Source organism: Algiphilus sp., assembly GCF_965216485.1.
In the GTDB taxonomy this organism is placed as follows: domain Bacteria; phylum Pseudomonadota; class Gammaproteobacteria; order Nevskiales; family Nevskiaceae; genus Algiphilus.
In genome coordinates this window covers 856,991-881,694 of sequence record NZ_OZ244162.1, presented here as the reverse complement: position 1 = coordinate 881,694, position 24,704 = coordinate 856,991, and the positions used below count along the sequence as shown (strand labels likewise).

General features: G+C 64.8%; 22 protein-coding genes. 1 reads left to right on the top strand and 21 read right to left on the bottom strand.

The window, feature by feature from the left end; translation table 11 throughout:
* Positions 1-243: 243 nt before the first annotated feature.
* From ACOOFO_RS04030 to ACOOFO_RS04010, 5 genes are all read right to left on the bottom strand, one after another.
* The gene (locus tag ACOOFO_RS04030; RefSeq protein ID WP_420428375.1) at positions 244-1,269 is read right to left on the bottom strand and encodes a formylglycine-generating enzyme family protein; all 1,026 of its coding nucleotides are present in this window, start codon (positions 1,267-1,269) and stop codon (positions 244-246) included.
* Positions 1,270-1,407: 138 nt separating this feature from the next.
* On the bottom strand, positions 1,408-2,241 hold the full coding sequence (locus tag ACOOFO_RS04025; protein WP_420428374.1) for a thioesterase family protein: 834 nt from the start codon (positions 2,239-2,241) through the stop codon (positions 1,408-1,410).
* Positions 2,242-2,245: 4 nt separating this feature from the next.
* Positions 2,246-2,560: a DUF1330 domain-containing protein gene (locus tag ACOOFO_RS04020; RefSeq protein ID WP_420428373.1), complete on the bottom strand. Its 315-nt coding sequence runs from the start codon at positions 2,558-2,560 to the stop codon at positions 2,246-2,248.
* Positions 2,561-2,579: 19 nt separating this feature from the next.
* Positions 2,580-3,467, bottom strand: a complete 888-nt coding sequence (locus ACOOFO_RS04015) for a haloalkane dehalogenase (protein WP_420428372.1) — start codon at positions 3,465-3,467, stop codon at positions 2,580-2,582.
* Positions 3,457-4,074: a TetR/AcrR family transcriptional regulator gene (locus ACOOFO_RS04010; RefSeq protein ID WP_420428371.1), complete on the bottom strand. Its 618-nt coding sequence runs from the start codon at positions 4,072-4,074 to the stop codon at positions 3,457-3,459. The genes ACOOFO_RS04015 and ACOOFO_RS04010 overlap by 11 nt, the downstream gene beginning before the upstream one ends.
* A 152-nt stretch (positions 4,075-4,226) precedes the next feature.
* On the opposite strand from ACOOFO_RS04010, the gene ACOOFO_RS04005 reads away from it, so the two are divergent.
* On the top strand, positions 4,227-6,692 hold the full coding sequence (locus ACOOFO_RS04005; protein WP_420428370.1) for a penicillin acylase family protein: 2,466 nt from the start codon (positions 4,227-4,229) through the stop codon (positions 6,690-6,692).
* 60 nt (positions 6,693-6,752) lie between these two features.
* On the opposite strand, the gene ACOOFO_RS04000 is transcribed toward ACOOFO_RS04005, so the two are convergent.
* From ACOOFO_RS04000 to ACOOFO_RS03925, 16 genes are all read right to left on the bottom strand, one after another.
* Positions 6,753-9,377, bottom strand: a complete 2,625-nt coding sequence (locus tag ACOOFO_RS04000; RefSeq protein WP_420428369.1) for a penicillin acylase family protein — start codon at positions 9,375-9,377, stop codon at positions 6,753-6,755.
* Between the two features lie 108 nt (positions 9,378-9,485).
* The gene (glmS, locus tag ACOOFO_RS03995) at positions 9,486-11,312 is read right to left on the bottom strand and encodes a glutamine--fructose-6-phosphate transaminase (isomerizing) (RefSeq protein ID WP_420428368.1); all 1,827 of its coding nucleotides are present in this window, start codon (positions 11,310-11,312) and stop codon (positions 9,486-9,488) included.
* A 31-nt stretch (positions 11,313-11,343) separates the two neighbouring features.
* The gene (gene glmU / locus ACOOFO_RS03990; RefSeq protein ID WP_420428367.1) at positions 11,344-12,765 is read right to left on the bottom strand and encodes a bifunctional UDP-N-acetylglucosamine diphosphorylase/glucosamine-1-phosphate N-acetyltransferase GlmU; all 1,422 of its coding nucleotides are present in this window, start codon (positions 12,763-12,765) and stop codon (positions 11,344-11,346) included.
* A gap of 62 nt (positions 12,766-12,827) precedes the next feature.
* Entirely contained in the window at positions 12,828-13,250 is a 423-nt protein-coding gene (locus ACOOFO_RS03985) for a F0F1 ATP synthase subunit epsilon (RefSeq protein WP_420428366.1), read from the bottom strand.
* An 18-nt stretch (positions 13,251-13,268) separates the two neighbouring features.
* The gene (atpD, locus tag ACOOFO_RS03980; RefSeq protein ID WP_223056259.1) at positions 13,269-14,660 is read right to left on the bottom strand and encodes a F0F1 ATP synthase subunit beta; all 1,392 of its coding nucleotides are present in this window, start codon (positions 14,658-14,660) and stop codon (positions 13,269-13,271) included.
* A gap of 54 nt (positions 14,661-14,714) precedes the next feature.
* On the bottom strand, positions 14,715-15,587 hold the full coding sequence (atpG, locus tag ACOOFO_RS03975; protein WP_420428365.1) for a F0F1 ATP synthase subunit gamma: 873 nt from the start codon (positions 15,585-15,587) through the stop codon (positions 14,715-14,717).
* A 44-nt stretch (positions 15,588-15,631) separates the two neighbouring features.
* Positions 15,632-17,182 (bottom strand): F0F1 ATP synthase subunit alpha, encoded by a 1,551-nt coding sequence (gene atpA, locus ACOOFO_RS03970; RefSeq protein WP_420428364.1) that lies wholly within the window; start codon positions 17,180-17,182, stop codon positions 15,632-15,634.
* Positions 17,183-17,220: 38 nt separating this feature from the next.
* Positions 17,221-17,754, bottom strand: coding sequence for a F0F1 ATP synthase subunit delta (locus ACOOFO_RS03965; protein WP_420428363.1), 534 nt, complete (start codon positions 17,752-17,754; stop codon positions 17,221-17,223).
* An 8-nt stretch (positions 17,755-17,762) separates the two neighbouring features.
* Positions 17,763-18,233, bottom strand: a complete 471-nt coding sequence (locus ACOOFO_RS03960) for a F0F1 ATP synthase subunit B (protein ID WP_420428362.1) — start codon at positions 18,231-18,233, stop codon at positions 17,763-17,765.
* A gap of 56 nt (positions 18,234-18,289) precedes the next feature.
* A complete protein-coding gene (atpE, locus tag ACOOFO_RS03955; RefSeq protein WP_223056254.1) occupies positions 18,290-18,547 on the bottom strand; it encodes a F0F1 ATP synthase subunit C in 258 nt (85 codons plus the stop codon).
* A gap of 66 nt (positions 18,548-18,613) precedes the next feature.
* The gene (atpB, locus tag ACOOFO_RS03950) at positions 18,614-19,447 is read right to left on the bottom strand and encodes a F0F1 ATP synthase subunit A (RefSeq protein WP_420428361.1); all 834 of its coding nucleotides are present in this window, start codon (positions 19,445-19,447) and stop codon (positions 18,614-18,616) included.
* 8 nt (positions 19,448-19,455) lie between these two features.
* Entirely contained in the window at positions 19,456-19,854 is a 399-nt protein-coding gene (locus tag ACOOFO_RS03945; RefSeq protein ID WP_420429637.1) for an ATP synthase subunit I, read from the bottom strand.
* Between the two features lie 117 nt (positions 19,855-19,971).
* Positions 19,972-20,856 carry a ParB/RepB/Spo0J family partition protein gene (locus tag ACOOFO_RS03940; RefSeq protein WP_420428360.1) on the bottom strand — a complete coding sequence of 295 codons (885 nt, stop codon included), beginning with the start codon at positions 20,854-20,856 and terminating at the stop codon, positions 19,972-19,974.
* 19 nt (positions 20,857-20,875) lie between these two features.
* Positions 20,876-21,658: a ParA family protein gene (locus tag ACOOFO_RS03935; RefSeq protein WP_420428359.1), complete on the bottom strand. Its 783-nt coding sequence runs from the start codon at positions 21,656-21,658 to the stop codon at positions 20,876-20,878.
* A complete protein-coding gene (gene rsmG, locus ACOOFO_RS03930; protein WP_420428358.1) occupies positions 21,655-22,350 on the bottom strand; it encodes a 16S rRNA (guanine(527)-N(7))-methyltransferase RsmG in 696 nt (231 codons plus the stop codon). The genes ACOOFO_RS03935 and rsmG overlap by 4 nt, the downstream gene beginning before the upstream one ends.
* Positions 22,351-22,754: 404 nt before the next feature.
* Positions 22,755-24,107, bottom strand: coding sequence for a sulfatase (locus ACOOFO_RS03925; protein ID WP_420428357.1), 1,353 nt, complete (start codon positions 24,105-24,107; stop codon positions 22,755-22,757).
* Positions 24,108-24,704 lie beyond the last annotated feature (597 nt).

Genomic DNA, 24,704 nt, shown 5'->3' with positions numbered 1-24,704 from the left:
CATCAACCGATACGGTCGAACAGCGCTCCAATCAGACGTGCGCAGGAAACAACCCCGGCGTCGGCTGCCCTTGCTCGCACACACCCCGGACTGAAGCGATTCGACGGGTCGCGTGGGCTCGCACCGGAGCATCCGCAGCCTGCAGAGCGTGCCCGCCTGATCCCCAATGATTCGTGACCTGGTGGCCCAACATCCGCAACCGGACGGACGACACCGTGCGCCCAAAGCGCGTGGTACTGCCGGCTACTCGCTCGGCGGCCTGGCGCCGTTCAGTGCGCGTACGGCGCGAAAGCCGACGAAATCGCTGCGCGTGACGGGCGACACCCGGTAGCGGTTGGCGGCGCGGATATGGTCGACCAGATTGCGCCAGGCGCCACCACGCGCGACACGGCGCGGGCACGGTTCCGTTATCCGCACACTGCCATCGGCGGGCATGCCAGCCAGCGTATCGATGTAGCAGTCGCCCGTGTATTCCCAGACATTGCCCAGCATTTCGTGCAATCCAAAGGCATTGGGCCGGTAGCTTCCGATGGGTGCCGTGCGCGCGGCACCGTCGTCGCAATTGGCCCCACGCGTGGCCTTTGGCCAATCCCAACTGCGGGCGTAGGCATCGTCGGCGTGGTTGGCGTGGGCACAGATGCCTTCGAGCTCATCGCCGAAATAGAAGGCGCCCTCGCTACCCGCGCGCGCCGCGTATTCCCACTCGGCTTCGGTTGGCAGTCGGTAGTTGGCGTCGGTCTTGTCACTCAGCCACTCCAGATATTCGATGGCGTCAAACCAGCTGACGCAGACCACCGGATGCTGGGCGCTCTGCTCGAAGCCCGGATTGCGCCAGTTGACACCGGCCTCGTACTCCCAGGTGATCCGCTGCCCGCGCGCACCCACCGCACGCGCGCTCAGGCAGCCTTCGGCACCACCCAGATTGCGCTCGGCATCGGTTTCATAGCCGGTCGCGTCGACGAAGGCCGCGAACTGACCAACAGTGACCTCGTGGCGGCCAAAGGCCAGGGGTTGTGCAATGCTTACGCTTTGGCGCGGCCCTTCATCCGGATCCCTGCCGGCTTCCGACTCGGGGCTCCCCAGCCGCGCCTCTCCGGACGGGATCAACACCATCTCCGGACACTGCGGGCAGTCACGAAAGCCGGAAAACGCGGCAGCCGCGCCATTAGAATCCGCGCCTGTATGGGCGCCCTGCCCGTCTTCGGCGGCCAGGCCAGGGAAAGAGGCGACGGCCATGCCGGCGGCACAGACCAGGAGAAGCATCTTCATCGTGACAGGCTCGTGGGCCTCAGGGTGCGTGCTGCGAAGCATGTCCTCGTTCGCAGCGAAGGTGGCCAAAATGGTACGCCACCTTCGCCGCGTAGCGCCCGCTTCCGGTGGCGCGGGCCCGGCCGCCGACACCATGCGCTAGCCGAAGACCACCATGCACTGGGTGCCTCGCGCCACGGCATAGCCGTCCGGCGCGAACAGGGTCACCGTCTGCTGGGTATAGCCGTCGTGGGCGGCGTCGAGCTTGACGTCGATCAGCCAGTTGTCCAGCGACTGGTCATCGAAGGCATGGCCGGTGAAGTTGAGCATCCAGGTCATGGTGCTGGCAGGTGTGAAGGTGGACAGCCAGCTCAGCCCCACCGGAGGCGGAAAGTCGGACATGGTGAGCAGCTGGGCCAGACCGGTGTGCTCGGCGCTGTCGCGCAAGCTGATGCGATAGAGGTGTTCGGTGTCCGGCTTGCCGGCGCCCGGGAAATGGCCGCGCAGCAGGCGCGCCCGGAACTGCTGCAGGAAGTCCGGCATCATGCCCTTGATGAAGGGCATGTCGGTGCCCTTGGCTTCGTCAAAGGCTGGCGCCACGAAGTCGTGCGCCACCACCGATTCGCGCGCCTTGCCGAAGATGCCGACGAAGAGCGCAAGCACCTGGTCGCCCTCGATGATGCGCGCCTCGATCTGGCGAGTGCTGCCGCCCACGCGCAGCACGCGCGCGTGGATGGCGACCGGGCCAGCCGGAACCGGCGCACACAGGGTAGCCTGCAGCGTGCGGATGGGCAGTCCCTCGGCGAAAGGCCGCATGGCCTCGACGGCAAGCGCCGCCTGCACGCCGCCATAGAGGCTGCGGCCCTGCATCCAGGCGCTGCTCGGCTCGGCGCGCAGCCAGCCGTCCTCACTGCGGGTGCAGCCGGCAATCAGTGCGCTGATGTTCTGTAGTGCAGCCTCGCTGGCTGCCGTGGATGGCGTGTGGTCCTTCATCCTTTCATGTCCTCGGTGGCAGGCCGTGCACCAGCGTGATGAATTCTAGTTCGGTGCCGGCGCGGCGGTGCTCGGACAGCGCCTGATAGTCGGGATCGGCATACCAATCCTTTGCCGCTTGCTCGGAGGGAAACTGGAACATCACCACACGCCCCTGCCGCGGCTTGGGGCCTTCCAGCGTCTCGGTAGCGTCGTCATACGTTATGAAGCTGCCGCCGTACTTCTTCAGCAGTGGGAAGAAGCCCTTTTCGTAGAGGCGATAGGTGGCGGCATCGTGCACCTTGAAATTGGCAATGATGTAGACGGGAATATCGGACACGCGAGCTCCTTGCGGGATTTCAGAGGGTGGTGAGCCAGTCGCGGATGGCGCGACCGATCTCCTGGGGGGAATCTTCCTGGATGAAGTGCAGGCCGGGCACGGTGACCTCACGCTGATTCGGCCAGCTGCGACAGAAGTCGCGCGGGCGCCCGGTCAGAATGCTGCCTGGCTCGGCATTGATGAACAGCTTGGGCATGGGACTTTGCGCCATGAAGCGGCCGTAGTCCTCCACCAGACGCACCATGTGCTCCGGTTCGCCGTCGATGGGAATCTGACGGGGCCAGTTGAGCGTGGGCTGACGATCCTGTGGCGTGCGGAAGGGACGGCGGTACGCCTCCATCTCTTCCGCGCTCAGCGTGCGCATGATCGAACTCGGCAGCACGCCTTCGACGAACATGTTGCGCTCCAGGATCAGCGACTCGCCCTTGTCGGATCGGAAGCCCTTGAAGATGCCAACGGCATCCTCCGGCCAATCCGACCAGGACACCGGCATGACGATGGCCTCCATATAGGCAATGGCTTGGACCGCTTCGGGATGCTGCGCGGCCCAATGGAAACCCAGGCCACTGCCCCAGTCGTGCAGCACCAGGGTCACCTTGCGATCGGCGCCGAGATGGCGCAGCAGGCCATCGAGATAGTGATAGGCCACGTCGAAGCTGTAGCGATCCGGGCCTTCCTCAGCGGGCAGCTTCTCCGAATCGCCCTGGCCGATGAGGTCGGGCACGATGACGCGGCCCAGGCCGTCCAGCTCCGGCCACACATTGCGCCAGAGGTAGGAAGAGGTCGGGTTGCCGTGTAGTAGCACGATGGGGTCGCCACTGCCACGCTCGACATAGGCGATCTGGCGTCCGTCGACGGTGGCGTAGCGCTTCTCGATGGGTGGCGCGGTGGGCGCTTCAGTGGGCATGTGATGGGTCTCCCTGTGGTTGTGGTGGTGCAAGACCGATGAGGCCCAGACTGGTGGTCAGGATCTCCCACAGCGCCTCGCGCGGCATGCCTTGACGGCTGCGCACACGCAGGCCCTGATTGACAGTCATGACGTAGCGCGCCAGCGCAACGGCATCCAGCGGCGCCTTGAGTGTGCCCGCTGCCTCCGCCGCTTCGAAGGCCTGAGCAAAGCGCCTTTCGATGCACTCCAACTGCGCCGAGGCCCGCGCGCGCAAGGCCGGCTCACTGTCCGCGAGTTCGAGCGTGCTGTTGACCAGCAAGCAACCCTTGCGCAACTGCTCTTGCGGTACCTGCCGCAGGGTGGCGTGGAAGAAGCCCCAGATGATGTCGGTCGCGGGCGCCCCCGGCGGTGCATCCGCCAGACGTGCCGTCTGCTGGCCGAAGAGATCCAGGCACTCGATGAACAGATGCCGCTTGTCGCCGAAGCTGGCGTAGAGGCTGCTGCGGGCGATACCCATCTGCTCGAGCAAGGCCGGCATCGCCGTGGCGTGATATCCGCGCGTCCAGAACAGGCGCGTGGCGCTGCGCAGCGCACGGTCACGGTCAAAGGCCAAAGGTCGCGCCATGGGAAGTTCTTTATGGAACGTTCGGTCCACAATAATCCATCCAGCCCGACCGTGCCAGCGCGACGCGCTCCGCGGCACGAATGCGCTAGGCTCATGCGGCACTGTCATATCAACGAAACAAAGCGCTCGAACGAAGCGCGAAGGAGCAAGCAATGATGGGGAGACGGACATTCCGTATGGCGGCGGCTGCGCTGCTGACAACCACCATGATCGGTTGCGGCGGCAATGGTGGGTCCGCCAGCGATGACGGTTTCGATGCCACCGTGCGCACCACGACGGGAGGCATCCCGCACATCAAGGCCGCGGACTACGGCAGCCTGGGCTACGGCATCGGCTATGTGCAGGCACGCGACAACCTCTGCGTGCTGGCCGAGGAGTTCCTGACCATCAAGGGGCAGCGCGCCGAGTTTCTGGGACGCGACGGCAGCTACACCATCCATGCCAATGGCGCCACGGCAGGCAACGTGGATTCCGATTTCTTCTGGCGCTTTCTGATCAGCGATGAGCGCCTGCAGGAGCTGGCCGATGCCGCCCTTCCCGAGGCGGAGGCGGCGAGCCGCGGCTATGCCGCCGGCTTCTCGCGCTATGTGAAGGAGATCAAACGGGGCCAGCACGCCGGCCGCCACCAGAGCTGCCGCAACGCCGCCTGGGTCCGACCCATCGATCTGAGCGACATGTATCGGCGCTACATCCGCCTGGGCGTGCTGGCAAGCAGTTCGGTGTTCCCCACGGAAATCGCCAATGCGGCGCCCCCTGCCACGGGAACAGGGGGCGGCGCGCCGGACCCGCAGGATCTGCTCGACGCCCTTCCCGCGGACGCGCTGCCTTTCGAGCTGCCGGAGAACCTGGGCAGCAATATGTACGGCTTCGGCGCGGATGCCACCCAGAACGGGCAGTCGATGCTGTTCGGCAACCCGCATTTTCCATGGCGCGGAACCGAGCGTCTGTATCAGATGCAGCTCACGCTGACCGGCGATACGTCGGCCAACATCTTCGGCTCCTCGCTCTACGGCGTTCCGGCGGTCCTCATCGGCTTCAATGAGCATCTGGCCTGGAGCCACACGGTCTCCACCGCCTTCCGCTTCAGTTTCTATGAACTCAAGCTCAACCCCGCCGACCCCACGCAGTACCTCTTCGACGGCGAGTTCGTCGACATGGAAAGCGAGGACATCCGCATTCAGATCCAGGAAACAGATGGCTCGCTGACCGAGTCGACCCGCACGCTGTACCGCTCGCGCTTCGGCCCGATGCTGGAACTCTCGGTATCCGGGGTGCCGGTACTGTCCTGGAACGGCGTCACCGCCTATACGCTGCGCGATGCGAATCTGGAGAACACCCGGCTCATCGAGCAGTTCTTCCGCTGGAACCGCGCCGACAGCCTGGAGGAATTCATCGACTTGCACGGCGACGTGCTCGGTATTCCTTGGGTCAACACGGTGGCAGTCGGCCCGGGACAGGACCCGTACTACGGCGATGTGAGCGTGGTGCCCAATGTGCCCGACAGCAAGGTCCAGACCTGCCCTTCGCTGCTGACCCCCGTCTTTGCTCAGCTTCTGCCTGGTCTTCCTGTGCTCGACGGCTCGCGCTCTGAATGCGATTGGGACAGCGACGATGACGCCCCGGCAGACGGCATTTTCGGCCCATCGAACCTGCCCACGCAGCGGCGCAGCGACTATGTCACCAACTGCAATGACAGCTACTGGCTGACCAATCCGGCCGAACCGATCACCGGCTTCGCGCGCATCATCGGCGCCGAGGAGACCGAGCGCAGTCTGCGCACCCGCTTGTGCATCCTGCACGCCGAAGAGCGCATCGATGGCAGCGATGCGCAGACCATCGGCAACGTCGTCGACGGCCTGGAGGGCAACACCGGCTTCACCCTGGAACAGCTGCAGGACATTGCCCTGTCCAGCCATCTCTACTCGGCCCGGCTGGCGCGTGACACCGTGGTCGACCAGCTCTGCAATCCCACGGGTACCGTGTTGTCGTCGAATGGTCCGGTGGATGCCACCACAGCCTGTCAGACCCTGGCCGACTGGGATCTGGCGACCAATCTGGATTCCCGCGGCGGGCATCTGTGGCGCGAATTCTTCACCCGCGCCCAGCAGGCCAGTGTTCCGATCTGGCTGACACCCTTCGACGCCAATGACCCCGTCAACACACCGCGGGATCTGAACGTGCTGAACCCGCAGGTCCAGCTGGCCTTCGGCGATGCCATCAATGCCATCAATGCGGCGGGCTTCGCGCCGGATACGCCCATGGGCGATATCCAGTATTCCGGTATCCATCCGGATGAACGGATTCCGATCTTCGGCGGCCTGGGCAACCCGACTGGCTCCTTCACCGTGGTCGGCGATGCACCGCTGGACGAGACCGGGTACCCGGTGAAATTCGGCAACAGCTACATCCAGACCGTGACCTGGGAGCCGGGCTGCAGCAATGACTGCACCCCGATTGCGGAGGGTTTCGTGACCTACTCGCAGTCCACCGATCCGGCCAACCCGCACTACAAGGACCAGACCCGACGCTACTCGGCGAAGGACTGGGTGCGCTTTCCCTTCACGGAAGCGGAGATCGCGGCCGACCCGAACCTCACCGTCGAGCGGCTGAGCGAATAAGCCCACTCGCCCGTCTGGCGGCATCCCGCCGCCAGACGGACCAGAGGGGGCGGCCCGGGCCTACTCGAAACCGATGGCCTGATTCCAGGAGCCGCGATCCTGGTGCGGCATGGTCAGGCAGGGGCCGATGATGCCGCCGGTGAGAGAACACACCTCGTCGCGATGATGCACGCGGGTGTAACGCGCGATATCGGTCGTTTCGAATTGCGCCTGCAGGCGCTGATCGGCGGCGTCGATGGCAGCGATGAGGGTGGCTTCCGTGCCCTGACCGTTGGTGAAATCGAAGCGGGTGTTCAACGTCGACTGCGCCGGGTCCAGGATGCGGATGGCCAGGTTCAACAGAGGCGGCGCGTCATACTCGTGATTGCCCACCGCCGTCATGCGGGCCATCAGACTTTCCGGGAGGTCATCGGCGAAGAGTGCGTCGATGAGGGCACGGACCAGGGTGTCGAAGACCGTCGCGCCGGGGGTATCGGTGGCGTCTTCATCCTCGATGTCGATGTCTTCCCGATAGTGATTGCGGTCCCAAGCCAGTACGGTGTCGATCAGCGCGGTCTGACGGTCACTCAGCGTGGCGTCGGCGCGCAGGGCCTGCAGGATGGGGAGCACGGCTTCGGCGCGCGGGTCGCGAATGCCGGCCTCCTTGTCGAAGGCGAGGATGTCCTCGAAGCTGATCTGCCCGTCCGCCGCCGCCTGCTGCGTCCAGTTGGTGACGCGGTGTGCCGGTCCGGCGGGCAGTGACTGGGCATTGCCGCCCACGCCCTCACCCCAGCTAAAGGCCGGTTTCTCGTTCCAGTTGGCGATGTAGCCCTGCTTGGGATCGACCACGCGCGGCAGTTGTTCAAAAGCCATGAAGCCGTCGTGGTCGAAAGCCCCCGTGCCGGGCAGCGGGAAGCGCTGGTCACCTTCCGGTGCACGCAGCGGATGCAGGCCCGGGTGGTAATAGGCGACCTTGCCATCGGCATCGACGTACATGGTGTTCTCGTTCCAGGTCACTTCGCGCATGGCGGCATCGAATGCCTCAAAGGTATCGACCATGCCCCACTTCATGACGCCGTTGATGGTGTCGACCTCGCGATTCCACATGGCGTAGTTCAGCGTGCGCGCGAAGCGTCCATCTTCAGAGCGTGCCACCACCGGGCCGTGCACGGTGCGACAGACTTCCACCTCCACCGCGAAGAGGTCGGGACCAAGCGGCACCCCCTGCTGCGCCTGGCGGTAACGCACGGTCTCCATGCGGCAGGCCATGTCCTTGAACTCCCCGTTGTGCAGGTACTGCTTGGGGTTGTCCTCGGCCAAGGTCTCGATGAAGGAGTCGATGGTCTTGGAGTTGCCGGTGGTGACGCCGAAGGCCGTACGTTCGCCGTAGCCGATACCCACCACGGGAAGCAGCGGCGCCGTGGCGCCGCGCGCATCAATGCCTGCGCCGTGCACCTCGATCTCCATGAGCTGGCTCGGATAGGAGTAGCCGAGCTGAGGACCGTTGAACAGCAGTGGCCGGCCATTGGCACTGCGCTCGGGGGTGACCGCCAGCATGTAGGAGGCACCGCCGGATACATCGAACATCTGGCGAACGCGGCGCGCCAGCACCGTGCCGAGGCCATCGGGGCTCAGGTCGCCAACGGCATCGGGCAGTGCAGGCACCGGCGCGGCGCCGGTCCCCGGCCCTTCGGCGAGATCATCGGGCAGACCGAGCGCGAAATCCGCCATGGCGTTGAAGACGGTTTCGCGCTGATCGGTCGGCGTCGTGACGTTGCTGAAAGTGCCCTCTTCCAGCGGAACGGTGACGGCCGCCTTGCGATCGTCGAACCACAACACGTCGCGGAAAATGGCGCTCGCGGTCTCTGCACCGTGCTGCGCCGTGAGCGCCTTCAGTGCGCGCACATTGTCGAATTCATTGCCCCCCGCGGAGGCCACCGAACGGGTGATGAGTACGCCCGCGGCCATCACGTCGGTGACTGTCACCGGCTCGGGCAGCGTCTGCAGCAAGGCATATTCGGCCGGCAGCAACGTGGGATTGGCCCGTGCCTCGGCGATCCAGGCATTGGTGCCATCCACGAAGCCCTGCACCAGGGTGCGCACCGCTTCGCTCTGACGGTCGAACATGGCCTGGTATTCGGCCTCGGAGTAGGTCAGCACGCGGGTCTGGATGTCGTTGGGCACATCGCCGTTGCCGGTGAGTTCGGCCAGCGTGCCGCGCGCCAGGCGGCGGCCGGCGTCCTGCAGAAAGAGCCGATCCTGGGCCAGCGCATAGCCGGTGCCGAAGCCCACGTTCGCCATGCCGTCGGCATAGACGATGGGGATGCCGAACGCGTCACGGTAGATACGCACGCCCTCACGCGGCTGTTCGGGCGTCAACTCGGAAATATCTGCAAAACCGCCCGGCTTGAGCTGGAAGCTCCAGTACATCAGGCGCTGATCGTCGAGATGGGCACCGTAGTCTCCCGGCTGACCGCTTGCGGCACCCTGGACCTGGCCGGTCAGCGAAACGAAACCACTCTGGCCGGGCGGCAAGGCGTTGCGTACGCGCATGGGCTGACGCGGGACCACATCGCCGGTCTCTTCGTTGACCAGCCGATCCGGTGCGCTTTGGTTATCCGGCGCATCGGGAGCCTCAGAACGCCCGCAGGCGGACATTCCAAGAACAAGGACGGCGGCGATTGCCGCAGACAGGAAACGGGGCATGGGTAATCTCCTCCAGACGATAGCCGTGTGCGACGCGGTCTGTGGCCGGCTGCGACACGGGCACCGACCTTAGCGCACTTTTGGACGCCGCCCCGAGGGCGCGCGGCCCTACTCCACCGTGACGGACTTCGCCAGATTGCGCGGCTGGTCCACGTCCGTGCCCTTGAGCACGGCGACGTGATAGGCCAGGAGCTGCAGCGGGACGGTGTAGACCAGCGGATGGGCCAGCGGACCGGAAGCCGGGATGCTCAGCACGGAGGTGGTGTCGTCCTCGGAGAAGCCCGCCTGGATGTCGCCGAAGACGAACAACCGCCCGCCGCGGGCGCGGACTTCCTGCAGGTTGGAACGCAGCTTCTCCAGGAGCCCGGTGTCCGGCGCCACGGCGATGACCGGCATGTCTTCGTCGACCAATGCCAGCGGGCCGTGCTTGAGCTCGCCAGCGGCGTAGGCCTCGGCGTGGATGTAGGAGATTTCCTTGAGCTTCAGCGCGCCTTCCAGCGCCACCGGGAACATCGTGTTGCGCCCCAGGAACAGGGCGTGGTGCTTGTCGACCAGGCGCTCGGCCAATGCCCGCACTTCACTGTCGAGTTCCAGGACCTCCTCAATGATCCGTGGCACGGCGACCAACTGCGCCACATAGTCGGCCTCGACCTCTGCCGCCATGCCGAAGCGGCGCGCCATCAGCAGCATGACCAGAGCCAGGGCGGTGAGCTGCGTCGTAAAGGCCTTGGTGCTTGCCACCGAGCGTTCCGGGCCGGCATGCGTCATCAGCACCAGATCGGATTCCCGCACCAGGCTGGACTCCGGGGCATTGCAGATCGCGAGTGCGCCGGCCAGCGGGTACTGGCGCGCATGGCGCAGCGCTTCCAGCGTGTCGGCGGTTTCGCCCGATTGAGAGATCGTGATGATCAGAGTGCCGTCCTCGATCAGCGGCTCGCGATAACGGAATTCGCTGGCCAGCTCGACGCGGCAGGGCATGCGCGCGATCTGCTCGAACCAGTAGGCAGCCACCTGGCCCGCGTGGGCGGAGGTGCCGCAGGCGACGATATGGATGCGTTGCACCTTGGCCAGCACCCGGGCGGTATCGGGCCCGAGGATCGCATCGAGCACGCGGCCGTCGCCGATGCGGCCTTCGAGCGTCTGCGCGATGGCGGTGGGTTGCTCGTGGATCTCCTTGAGCATGAAGTGGCGATAGGCGCCCTTCTCCACCGCGGCGGCGGATTGGGTGGACTGCTGCACAGGGCGTTCCACCGCTACGCCACCGTTGAGCACGCGGTAGCTCTCCGGGCGCAGCTCGGCAATATCGCCTTCTTCGAGATAGACGAAGCGGCTGGTCACCGGCAGCAGCGCCAGTGCATCGGAGGCACAGAAATGCTCGCCGATACCCACGCCGATGGTCAGCGGTGAGCCCTTGCGGGCCACCGCCAGCGTGTCCGGATGCCGGGCACAGGTGACGGCCAGGGCGTAGGCCCCCTCCAGTTGCGCAACGACTGTCTGCAAACCCTCAATGAGCGTCGTCCCGTGCTCAAGCGCACGGTGCAACAGGTGCGCAACGACTTCGGTATCTGTATCGGAGACGAAGCGGTAGCCATCGGCCTCCAGCGCCGCCCGCAGCGCGGCGTGGTTCTCGATGATGCCGTTGTGCACCACCGCGACATCGCCCGAGATATGGGGGTGCGCGTTGTGTTCGGCGGGCACGCCGTGGGTGGCCCAGCGCGTATGGGCTATGCCGAAGTGGCCATCGTGGCCAACCGCTTCGGCGGCCTCCGCCAGCGCGGTCACCTTGCCCTGGGCACGGACCAGACGCAGGCTCCCTTCGCCATCCACCACCGCGAAGCCGGCGGAATCGTAGCCGCGGTACTCCAGGCGGCGAAGGCCCTCGATCAGGATGTCACGAACGTTGCGTTGGGCGCTTGCCCCGACAATGCCACACATGCTGTTCTCTCTCGTCCTGTCGCCGGTTTGCTCAGCGACCGCCTTGCGGCCCCTCGCTCGGGTCATTGGCAGACCGCTTCTGCGGGCGCTTCCAGCCACTCAATGACTTCTGCTCGCGGGCACGCGCCAGGGTCAGCGCGTCGGCCGGTGCATTCCTGGTGATCGTGGAGCCGGCCGCGATGGTGGCGCGATCGCCGATTTCCACCGGTGCCACCAGGGCGGTATTACTGCCGATGAAAGCGGCCTCACCAATGCGTGTGCGATGCTTGTTGGCCCCGTCGTAGTTGCAGGTGATGGTGCCCGCGCCGATATTGGCGCGCGCGCCGACACTGGCGTCGCCGAGATAGCTCAGATGGTTGGCCTTGGCGCCGGGCCCGAGGGAAGCGTTCTTGATCTCGACGAAGTTGCCGACCCGGGCGCCGTCCGCGCACTCCGTCCCCGGCCGCAGCCGTGCAAAGGGACCAATATCGCAATCGGCCCCCACCACAGCGGATTCCAGCACGCTGTGCGAATGGATGCGGCTGCCCGCACCGACTTCGACATTGCGCAGATGCACGAAGGGACCCACCTGCACGCCATCGGCGAGCACCACATGGCCCTCGATGATCACACCGGCATCGATGACCACGTCGCGGCCCGCTTCCAGCGTGCCGCGCAGATCAAAGCGCGCCGGATCGCGCAGACTGACGCCCGCGCGCATCACCGCCTCGGCCTGACGCGCCTGGAAACGGCGCTCGGCGCGCGCCAGTTGCACACGGTCGTTGACGCCTTCGACATCGGCGGCCTCCGCGGCCGTGGCAACCGCCAGCGGTGCTCCCTCTCCCGCGGCCAGGGCCACGAGATCGGTCAGGTAGTACTCGCCCTTGGCGTTGTCGTTATCGATGCGGGCCAGCCAATCGCGCAGCTTGCGCGCAGGGGCGCAGACGAAGCCGGTGTTGATCTCTCGGACCTGGCGCTGCTCGGCGGTCGCGTCCTTGTCCTCGACGACGGCCGCGAGTCGGCCGTCGACGGTGCGCAGCAAGCGGCCGTAGCCGCTGGGGTCTGCGAGTTCGGTGGCGAGCAGGGCGCCGGTGGTATCGCCCGCCTCCAGCAGTTGCGCCAGCGTCTCGGGCTGGACCAGCGGCACATCGCCGTACATGACGAGCACCTGTGCCGCATCGGGCACCGCCGGTATGGCCTGCGCCACGGCGTGGGCCGTACCGAGCTGCTCGTGCTGTTCGGCCCAGCACAGCGCCAGGCCTTCGGGCGGCTGGATTTCACGCTGCACGATGTCACCACCGTGGCCGATCACGACATGACAGGCCGCCGCCTTCAGGCGTGCGACAGTCGTCAGTACGTGCGCGAGCATGGGGCGTCCGGCGACGGGATGCAGCACCTTGGGCAATGCGCTTTGCATGCGCGTGCCCTGGCCCGCCGCAAGGACGATGACGTGTAGGGGGTTGCGACTATCCATGACCCGCCAGTGTAGGGGAGCGCGGGCTGAGGCGCCGCCAGCAGATGCTGGCGGCCTCGGGATTACTTGTGGGTGCTGCCCTTGAGCTTGCGTACGAACTCAAGTCGCGCGGCCGCGGCGGCCAGTTCGGCCTGGGCGCGTTCGAGATCGGATTCCGACTCCGCGCCTTCCATGGAGGCCTCGGCGGCCTTCTTAGCTTCGGCCGCGGCGGCTTCATCGGCATCTTCGCTGCGCAGCGCGGTGTCGGCGAGCACCGACACGCGATCCGGCTGCACCTCGAGGATGCCACCACCGACAAAGAAGGTCAGACGCTGGCCGTCAGTGGTCTCCACCCGCATTTCGCCCGGCTTGAGGGAGGTCAGCAGGGGGGCGTGGCGCGGCGCGATACCGACCTCACCCTGTGCCGCCGGTGCGACCACCATGACCGCCTTGCCGGAATGGATCTCGCCTTCGTTGGCGACGATGTCGAGCTGGAGTTCTGCCATGAGCTAATCGTCCGCGGATCAGGCCGCCTGGCCTTCGAGCTTCTTCGCCTTCTCGATCGCTTCGTCGATAGTGCCGACCATGTAGAAGGCCTGCTCGGGCAGGTGGTCGTATTCGCCGTCGACGATGCCACGGAAAGCGCGGATGGTTTCGGCGAGCGAGACGTACACGCCCGGCGAACCGGTGAAGACTTCGGCGACGTGGAAGGGCTGCGACAGGAAGCGCTGGATCTTACGAGCGCGCGACACAGCCAGCTTGTCGTCTTCGGACAGTTCGTCCATGCCGAGAATGGCGATGATGTCCTTCAGCTCCTTGTAGCGCTGCAGCACACCCTGCACGTCGCGGGTGCAGTTGTAGTGCTCCTCGCCGATGACATTCGGGTCGAGCTGGCGCGAGGTCGAGTCGAGCGGGTCCACCGCCGGGTAGATACCCAGGGAGGCGATGTCACGCGACAGCACGACGGTGGCGTCCAAGTGCGCGAAGGTCGTGGCCGGCGACGGGTCGGTGAGGTCGTCCGCGGGCACATACACGGCCTGGATGGAGGTGATGGAACCGGTCTTGGTGGAGGTGATGCGCTCCTGCAGAACGCCCATTTCCTCGGCCAGGGTCGGCTGGTAGCCCACCGCCGACGGCATACGGCCGAGCAGCGCGGACACCTCGGTACCGGCCAGCGTGTAGCGATAGATGTTGTCGATGAAGAGCAGCACGTCGCGGCCTTCGTCGCGGAAGTACTCGGCCATGGTCAGGCCGGTCAGTGCCACGCGCAGACGGTTGCCGGGCGGCTCGTTCATCTGGCCGTAGACCATCGCCACCTTGTCGATGACCTTCGACTCCTGCATTTCGTGATAGAAGTCGTTGCCTTCACGGGTACGCTCACCCACGCCGGCGAACACGGACAGACCCGAGTGCGCCTTGGCGATGTTGTTGATGAGCTCCATCATGTTCACGGTCTTGCCCACACCGGCACCGCCGAAGAGGCCGACCTTGCCGCCCTTGGCGAAGGGACAGAGCAGATCGATGACCTTGATGCCGGTTTCGAGCAGTTCGGTGGAACCGGACTGGTCTTCGTAGCTCGGCGGCGCGCGGTGGATGCCCCAGGTCTGCTCGGAACCGACATCGCCGGCTTCGTCGATGGGCTCGCCCAGCACGTTCATGATGCGGCCGAGGGTCTTCTCGCCGACCGGAACCGAGATGGCGCGGCCGGTGTTGCTGACAGCCAGACCCCGCTTAATGCCTTCACTGACGCCGAGCGCAATGGTGCGCACGATGCCGTCGCCAAGCTGCTGCTGGACCTCAAGGGTGAGGCCATTCTCGTCGACGACCAATGCGTCGAAGATGTTCGGGATAGCGTCTCGCGGAAATTCAACGTCGATAACCGCGCCGATGACCTGTACGACCTTTCCAGAGCTCATCTTGATTCGTCCTGTACGTAAAGTATTGCTATTTGGGTGTACGCGACCGAAGACTTATTCGATCGCCGCGGCGCCGCCGACGATCTCGGCGAGCTCCTTCGTGATGTTGGCCTGACGCGCCTTGTTGTAGGCGAGCTGCAGGTCGTCGATGATCTTGCCGGCGTTGTCCGAGGCGGCCTTCATCGCCACCATTCGGGCGGACTGTTCGCAGGCTGCGTTCTCGACCACCGCGGTGTAGACCAGCGACTCGACATAGCGCTGGACCACGGTATCCATCAGCTCGGGTGCCGAGGGCTCGTAGATGTAGTCCCAACCGAAGCCGCCTTCGGTGGTCATCTCGGCTTCCGGTGCCTTGGCCGGCAGCAGCTGCGCGATTTCCGCCTTTTGCGTCATGGTGTTCACGAACTTCGAGGACACCAGATAGACGCGGTCGGTCTCGCCCTGTTCGTAGGAGGTGGTGACCGCATTGATCACGCCCAGCATGTCCTGCATGGTCGGCTTGTCACCGAGACCGGTGGCCGACGCCAGCACCTTGCCGCCGAGCCGCCTGAAGTAGGCGAGGCCCTTGCTGCCGAGCAGCGCGAACTGTACCTCGACGCCTTCGTCGCGGTGTCGCTTCATCTCGGCCAACACCTTGCGGAAGATGTTGATGTTGAGGCCGCCACACAGACCGCGATCGGTGGTCACGAGCAGGTAGGTCACCCGCTTGACCGGACGCTCTGCCATCAGCGGATGGGTGTAGTCCGAGCTGGCCGCCGCGACGCGCTGCATGACTTCCGTCATCTTGTGCGCATAGGGGCGTGCCTGGGCCATGCGTTCCTGCGCCTTGCGCATTTTCGACATGGCCACTTTTTCCATCGCACGCGTGATCTTCTGCGTGTTCTGGACGCTCTTGATCTTGCCGCGGATTTCCTTGGCTGCTGACACTTAGCGGTCCTCCATTGGGCGGGGAAGCAACATCTCGATCCGGATCAGACCGCAGCCTGCTTGACGTAGGCGTCCATGGCGTCGGTCAGACGCTTCTTGAGATCGTCGTTCCAGTCACCCTTGTTCAGCTCGTCGACCAGGGCACCGTGTTCGCTGGACAGGAACTGGTGCAGACCGGCCTCCCAGGCCTGAATCTTCTCGACCGCGACCTTGTCCAGGTAGCCTTCTTCAATGGCGAACAGCGAGCTGGCCATCAGGCCCACGGACAGCGGTGAGTATTCCTTCTGCTTCATCAGCTCAGTGACGCGCTGACCGCGGTCGAGCTGGGCACGGGTCGCCGGATCGAGATCCGAGGCGAACTGCGCAAAGGCCGCGAGTTCGCGGTACTGCGCCAGGGCCAGACGGACACCGCCGCCGAGCTTCTTGATGATCTTGGTCTGCGCCGCACCACCCACGCGCGATACCGAGATACCGGCGTTCATGGCCGGGCGGATACCGGCGTTGAACAGGTCGGTCTCAAGGAAGATCTGACCGTCGGTAATGGAAATCACGTTGGTCGGAACGAAGGCGGAAACGTCACCGGCCTGGGTTTCGATGATCGGCAGCGCGGTCAGCGAGCCGGTCTGGCCCTTGACGCGGCCGTCGGTGATCTTCTCGACGTATTCCGCCGACACGCGCGCGGCGCGCTCAAGCAGACGGGAGTGCAGATAGAAGACGTCGCCCGGGAAGGCTTCACGGCCCGGCGGACGACGCAGCAGCAGGGAGACCTGACGATAGGCGACGGCCTGCTTGGAGAGGTCGTCGTAGATGATCAGGGCGTCCTGCCCGTTGTCCATGAAGTACTCGCCCATGGAGCAGCCGGCATAGGGCGCGATGAACTGCAGCGCCGGCGATTCGGCGGCGGCAGCCGAGACCACGATGGTGTGGTCCATGGCGCCGTGCTCTTCGAGCTTGCGTACCACGTTGGCAATCGTGCTGTTCTTCTGGCCGATGGCCACGTAGATGCACTTAATGCCCGAGTTCTTCTGGTTGATGATGGTGTCGACGGCCAGCGCGGTCTTGCCGGTCTGACGGTCACCAATGATCAGCTCGCGCTGACCGCGACCCACCGGGACCATGGAGTCGACGGCCTTGTAACCGGTCTGCACCGGCTGGTCGACCGACTTACGCCAGATCACGCCCGGCGCCACCTTCTCGACCGGCGCAGTCTGTTCGGCGTTGATCGGGCCCTTGCCGTCAATGGGGCGACCCAGCGCGTCGACAACGCGGCCGAGCAGCGCCTCACCCACCGGCACTTCCAGAATGCGCTGGGTGGCCTTGACGGTATCGCCTTCCTTGAGGTGCTTGTAGTCGCCCATGACCACGGCGCCCACCGAGTCCCGCTCGAGGTTCAGCGCCAGACCATAGGTGGATTCACCGTCGACGCCGGGGAACTCGAGCATTTCGCCGAGCAGGGCTTCGGACAGGCCGTGGATGCGAACAATGCCGTCCTGCAACGAAACGATCGTGCCGGTATTGCGCGCTTCCGCCGAGGCGTCGAAGTTCTCGATGCGCGACTTGATGAGGTCGCTGATCTCGGAAGGGTTGAGTTGCATGGTCTAAATATCCTCGGGTAAATGCAGTGGCAGCTTGCTTAGACAGTCACGGCGTCGCGGAGCTGTTCCAGCGCACCAGCGGCACTCGCATCGATTACATGGTCGCCCGCACGGATTCGTGCGCCGGCAATGAGCGCTTCGTCCACCGCCCAGTGCAACTCGGTCTTGCGACCGAAGTGCTTTTCAATGGCGGTGCGGAGGGCATCGCGCTGCGCGTCCTCCACCGCCGCGGCGGTGGTGATCGTCACATCGACGACATCCTCAGCCTCACGGCGTAAAGCGTCGAAGGTCGAGCGAATGGCCGGCAGGAGTGCCAGACGGCGATTCTCGGCAAGCAGGCGGATGAAGTTCTGCGCACTGCTGTCGTCGGCCTGCGCGGCCTCGGCCAGCACACTGGCCAGGCGCGTCTTGTCGACACCCGGCTGCGCGATCAGCTTCTGAACCTCTGCCATTTCTGACAGTACATCCAGCCGTGCCAGGAATTCCGCCCAGGCCTCGACACGCTCCGTCTGACGCGCAAGGTCAAAGGCAGCGCGGGCGTAGGGGCGGGCGGCAGTCGTCGTCTGGCTCATATCGACTCCTAGAGCTGCGCCGCGACGTCAGACAGGACTTCCGCGTGCTTGGACGCGTCGATCTCGCGCTTGACGATGCGCGCAGCGCCGAGGACGGCGAGGTCACCGACCTGCTTGCGCAGCGCTTCCTTGGCCTTCTCGATCTCGCGCTCGGCTTCCTGATGCGCTTCCGAACGGATGCGCTCCGCCTCGCTCTGCGCCTTCGCCTGCGCCTGCTCGACCACCTGGGCGGCCTGGCGGTTGGCGTTGGTCAGGATGTCCTGCGCCTGACTGCGGGCTTCCTGAAGCGTGCGTGCCTTCTCGGCCTCCGCTTCCTCGAGCGACTTATTGCCTTTGTCGGCGGCGGCCAGGCCATCGGCAATACGCGCTTCGCGCTCGCGCATGGCTTGCATGATCGGCGGCCACACGAACTTCATGGTGAACCAGACAAACACCGCAAAGGTGATGACCTGGACAATAAGGGTCGCGTTTACTCCCACGGCCTAAGCCTCCGTTTTGCTTGAATCAAAGTACGGCGTGCTTCCGCTAAAGGGTCTTATCCGCCGAGCTGGCCAAGCAGAGGGTTGGCAAACAGCATGAGGAGCGCCATGGCCACACCGATAATCGCAACCGCGTCGAGCAGACCGGCGATAATGAACATGCGCGTCTGCAGCATGCCGGCCATTTCCGGCTGACGGGCCGCGCCCTCGAGAAACTTGCCGCCGAGAAGGCCGAAGCCGATACCGGTACCGAGCGCCGCGAGGCCGAAGATGATGCCGATGGCGAGCGCGGTGTTGCCGATGATGAGTTCCATGAAAGCTCTCCAGAAGGGTTATGACGAAGTGGAACAAAAAGAAACAGGGGGGAGGAACGCTGCCTCCTAGTGATCCTCGTGACTCTCGTAGGCCATCCCCAGGTAGACGATGGTGAGGGTCATGAAGATGAACGCCTGCAACGGAATGACCAGGATGTGGAAAACCGCCCAGGCAAATTGGAGGAGCGCCTGTCCAAGGATGGACGCCCAACCACTCACGCTGGTCAGCGCCTCGGTCAACGAGGTGCCCAGCGTAAATAGCGCAATGAGGATGAAGATCAACTCGCCGGCATAGAGGTTGCCGAAGAGTCGCAGCGCCAGAGACAGCGGCTTGGCGAGCAGCTCCACCACATTGAGGATGATGTTGAACGGCATCAGCACCGGGCCGAAGGGGTGCGTCAGGAACTCCTTGATGAAGCCGCCCACACCCTTGCCCAGCACGCTGTAGACAAGGATCAGGACGAAGACACTGATCGACAGCGCGAAGGTCGCGCTCATATCCGCCGAAGGCACGACCTTGAGGTACTCCACCCCGAAGGCATAGAAGATCGTCGGCAGCAGATCGATGGGCACGATGTCCATGATGTTCCACAGCAACACCCAGACGAAGATGGTCAGCGCCAATGGCGCGATCAGCTTGGACTGTCCGTGGAAGGACTCCTTCACTGCCCCGTCCACGAAATTGACCAGCAACTCACAGAAGGAAAGCAGCCCGCTCGGCGTGTCGGTGGTGGCACGCAACGCCGCCTTGCGGAAGAAATAGAGGAAACCGACGCCAAGGACGATGGAGAAGAAGATCGTGTCCAGATTCAGCGTCCAAAAACCCTCGCCCACCGTCAAATGCGTGAGGTGGTGCGTGATGTATTCGGCTGAAGTTGGCGCATCTGATTTGGCTGCCATCGCTTGCGTCAAGCTCCCTGGTCCGTTTTTCGATTCGACTCGCTCCAGAGGAGCGCCCATAAATGCGCGAGTTGCAGCACGAAGAAGCTCGTGATGACCGGTACCACTCTCCCCGGCAACGCCGTCATCGCCATGGCGAGGAGAGCGACGACCAGCGCGATTTTCAGCACCTCCGCAGCCATGAAGCTGCGCAGCATGCCGCCCGGCTCCTGCGCCGGCCGCAAGAAGAGCCGCAACGCAAAGAAACCGTTACCCGCCGCCGCGATGGCAGCCCCGATCAGTGCCGCAACGCCGTCCTCGATTCCCCGCGCCAGCATCCAGCCGACAGCGATCACCATTCCGAGACCGAGTTGCACAGTGACCAGGCGCACCGGGATGGGCCATTGGCCCCATCGAGTTAAAGACATCATGTGTTCCGGCGCGGGCAAATCACGTAGTGCCGCGAAAACGCGGTGCGGAGTCTAAGGGTCGGCCGGGATCGGGTCAAGCAAAATGGTTTTGCACCGCAACAGTGCGCACAAAACTCAGGAATTTTTCGTGAACAGGGCCATAAGTGCGTCAAACTCGCTCTGATCGCGAAAAGCGATGGTGACCTGCCCGCGCCCCGACTCCTTGGCCTTGATGCTCACTGGCAAGCCCACGCCTTCGGACAGCGCGTTCTCGGCCCAGCGGTAGGAGGGCGCCGCAGGGCGCGGCGCAGGGGCCGGCGATTCAGGCGTCCCCGCCTTGCGCGCCAGGGCCTCGGTCTGGCGTACGGTCAGGCCCTGTGCCGCCACCCGCTGCGCCAAGGCCAACTGGGCCGCATCGGGGGCCTGCAACAGCGCTCTGGCGTGTCCGAAGCTGATCTGGCCTTCGCGCACCATCTGCTGGACTTCCCGCGGCAGATCGAAGAGCCGTAGCAGATTGCTGATGGCGGCGCGCGAGCGACCTACCGCCTCGGCCGCCTTGGCATGGGTCAGGCCGCACTCTTCGATGAGGCGATGAATCGCGTCGGCCTCTTCCAGCGGATTGAGGTCCGCGCGCTGGATATTCTCGACCAGCGCCACCGCCATCGCGCTCTGTTCGTCGATCTCGCGCACGATGACCGGCAGCTCGGGCAGCCCGGCCAGCTTGGCGGCGCGCCAGCGGCGCTCGCCGGCGATGATCTCGAAGCGCTTGCCACCAGCCGGCCGCACCAACAGGGGCTGGATGACACCCTGGCTGCGGATGGACTCCGCCAACGCCTGCAGCGCCTCTTCGTCGAAATACTGGCGCGGTTGATGCGGTCCCGGCTGGAGGCGGTCGACGGATACGGCCTGCAATGCGGCGCGTGCATCTTCCGACAGGGCATCGCTATCCTGATGGCCTTCCGGGGCACTGCCCAGCAGTGCATCCAGTCCGCGGCCGAGTCCGCGCTTCTTCGTGCTCATCGTTGCTGTGTGTTCCTGCTTAGGCCGCGCTGCGGCCCTGGCCGTGGCGGCGTACCAATTCACCGGCAAGCGCGAGGTAGGCGCGGGCGCCGGAGGACTGCGCATCGTAGACCATTGCCGGCAAACCGTGACTGGGCGCCTCGGCGAGTCGGACATTGCGCGGCACGATGGTGCGATAGACGCGGTCGCCAAAATGCTGAGTGAGCTGCGCCGACACATCGTTGGCCAGATTGTTGCGCGGATCGAACATCGTCCGCAGCAAGCCGTCGATGCCGAGCGACGGATTGATCACCTTGCGAATGCGCTCGATCGTGTCGAGCAGTGCCGTCAGGCCTTCCAGGGCGTAGTATTCGCACTGCATCGGCACCAGCACCCCATCCGCAGCCACCAGGGCGTTGACGGTGAGCTTGGAGAGCGCTGGCGGACAGTCGAGAAAGATATAGTCGTAGTCATCCTGCAGCTCGCTCAGGGCCGACTTCAAAGCGAAATCCCCCACCGCCTGGTCGCGCAGTCGGACTTCCGCCTCGGTGAGATCCCCGTTGGCGGGCAACAGATCCATGTTCAGGCGATCGAGATGCACGACCGCGCGCTTGGGCGGACAGGCCTCGAGCAGCACATCCCGGACGGTGACGGCGCAGTCGTCCTTGTCCACCCCGACCCCCATGGTGGCGTTGCCCTGGGCATCCAGATCCACGAGCAGCACGCGCCGCTTGGCCGAGGCCAGCGACGCCGCCACATTCACGGCGGTCGTGGTCTTGCCCACCCCCCCCTTCTGATTGGCGACGGCGAGGATGCGGGTCATGCCGACTCCGCGCGGGCCACGGGGGCGGCGCGTTCGATCACGACGAGGTGGCGGTCTTCCCGGAGACCGGGGACATGTAGGGCGTCAGCGCGGCTCACCTTGAAGCCCTCCGGTAGTTGCGCAAGCTCGGAATCCACTAGCTTACCCTTCATGGCCAGCCAACGACCATCACCGCCGGCCAGATGCGCGGTCATCTCGATAAAATCGTGCAACGACGCGAAGGCGCGACAGACCACCACATCGAAGGGTTCCGTCCCATCGAAAGCTTCGGCACGGACCTGATGCGCTTCGGCGTTGTCGAGGGACAGCGTTCGGATGGCGTGGCGCATGAAGCGCACCTTCTTGCCCACACTGTCGATCAGCGTGACGTGAATGTCGGGACGTGCCAGCGCCCACGGAATGCCGGGCAGACCGGCGCCCGCGCCGACATCGCAGACCCTCGCGCCTTGCGGCAGATCCCGCTCGCCCGGCAGCGCGGCCAGGGAATCCAGCACATGTCGCGTCACCATCTCGGCGGGATCGCGCACTGCCGTAAGGTTGTAGGCACGATTCCAGCGCAGCAATTCCTGCAGATAGGCCATCAGCGGGTCGGCCAACGCATCGTCGCCGAGCACCTCACGGAGCCCACTTTCGAGGCGCGGTCGAACAGAGGCCTGCTTGCGCGCCTCCCCCGGCGGAGCCTGTCTGCTCATGCGCCCCTCAAGCATCGCCGTGCCACGGCATCGCGCGGCGCCTCGGAGATCCACCCGATGCGCGACGGCAAGGCGACGCGGAAGCGAACGGCCTTTTCTTCCACCACGATGCGCTCTCCTTCGAAGATGACGGGAACGTCGCTGGATGGCGTCAGGCCACGCGTGAACCACCGCGATAGCCTCCCCGAACCCTGCCCCAACACTGGATGCGGCCCGACTGCCTAGGCGCAGCGTTGGGCGCCAGAGCAAAGGACACGTATCCCCCAGCCCGGAATTGTAGACCGATGGTCCTGCGATGTACCGGAAGCCGAGCCACGCTCGAGCGGCCGGTAGAGCCGGCGGTCATGCGGTGACAAAGCGCATCCGCAAGCCATTGAATCGAGGTTGGAAAGGAAATCACGCCCCTAAGGCGCTGCCTCGGGGATATACCCGTGGTGGGCAAAGAACTGCCGGTCTCCCGGGTGGAGCGGCCCGGAAGGCAGGCCGGCTGGCTGCAGGCCATCGGCCCATGCCTGCAGATCGGTGCGCAGGCGGTCGACTACGTCCGCATGTTCCGTTGCCAGATTCTCCCGCTCCAGCAACGGCGCACGCATGTCGAAGAGCAGCTCGGTGCCATCGCTGAGGACAATCAGCTTCCAGTCCGCTTCCCGCACCGCACTCTGGGTGAGGAAGCGCCAATACAGCCGTTCATGCACGGGCGTGGGGGGCGTCGATTGCAGCGCCGGGAGCAGATTCTTGCCATCCAGCCCCGGTGCCGGATCGGCCGATGCCGCAGCCCGCATGGTGGGCAACAGGTCCAAGGTGCTGACCATATGCGGGTAGCGCGCGCCCTCGGGCAGCGTGCCCGGCCAACTGAGGATGAAGGGCACGCGAATCCCGCCCTCGGTCAACATGCCCTTCTCTCCCGCGAGGGGCGTATTCACCGAGCCATTGGCCAGGTGATCGATGGTGGGGGCGCCGTTGTCGCCGGCGTAGATAATCAACGTGCGATCCGTCAGTTCGAGCCCCTCGAGCGTGTCCCGGATGGCCCCAACCCCGCGGTCCATGGCGTGGATCATCGCCAGTGCGGTGCGTCGCTTCTCCTCGGAGACACCCGCGAAAACATCGAGATCCTCTGCCGGCGCTTCCAGCGGAACATGGGGTGCGAAGTACGGAACGTAGAGGAAGAACGGTTGTTCGTGGTGCCGACGGATGAAGGCCTGACTCCACGCCGTCGCCAACTCGATGCGGTCCCGCTGGTCCTGGATGGGGTGTTCCGGATGCGGAACGACCTCTCCTTCCGCGGTATGACTCGCAATCCAGGTGTGGCGACGCCCTTCGAAGAATTCATCGAAACCGCGCGCGCCCGGCCTGTACAGACCTTCATCCGTGGAATCGGGAAGGTTCTGGCGGTTGTTCTGGTCCACGTCCAGATGCCATTTGCCAGCCATGCCCGTGCGATAGCCCAGCGCGCGCATGTGATCCGCCATCGTCTGCAGCTCCAGCGGCAATGGCCCCTGGCGATTGTTGTCCATGCCAAAGCGTGCCTGGAACACCCCCGTCATCAAACCCGCACGCGACGGCGAACACTGCGGCGCGGTGACATAGCCCTGCTCGAACAGCACGCCTTCCCGCGCCAACTGGTCCGTGTGGGGGGTCTGTACATCGGCCTCCTGGCCATGTATCCCCAGATCGGCAAAGCCATGGTCATCCGTGAAGAAGAGAATGACGTTGGGCGGGGTAGGCTGTGAAGGCGGCAGGGTCGCGCCGGGCTCCACATCAATAGAACCTTCGTTCCCTGGTATCGATGGATTGCCCGATGTGCGTGGACCGGCGTCCTCGCATCCCAGAAGCATGGCAACAGTCACCACGCAGATGACCACTTGTGCATAGAAGCTCATGTAGTTCGGCGGCGCGTCGGTCCGGCTTAGGGACGATCGCACACTAGCGTTCGGCCGGATTCTTGCTTCTTTGGCCGGATAGGTCATCGCATTTCACTCTCGGTTCTAGATGCAGAACACCTCTCGATCTGCACGCGAGGCCTGCTTGCCTCGATGATTCCTGAATGGCACGCGAAAAGCCACAGCGTAGGGGTCTAGCTTTGATTCCATTGACGATGAGGAAAACAGGCGTCAAGGACACACACCTCGCGCCCGCTAATTGTGCTGCAGGGCACAAATCATCTCGTCGCCGTTGGCGCGTAACACGATACGAACCTCCAGCATCGCGCGAGAACCTAGTCAGTGGACCGCTGCGTGGAGAGAAGTGGAAGCGAACTTGCGGCGTTTCGCGCTAGGGGTCTAAGCCCGTCAATCGGGCGACGGAAACCGAGCGCCTCCTTTCCAAGACCTTTATCAGTAGCAATAGGACACTGC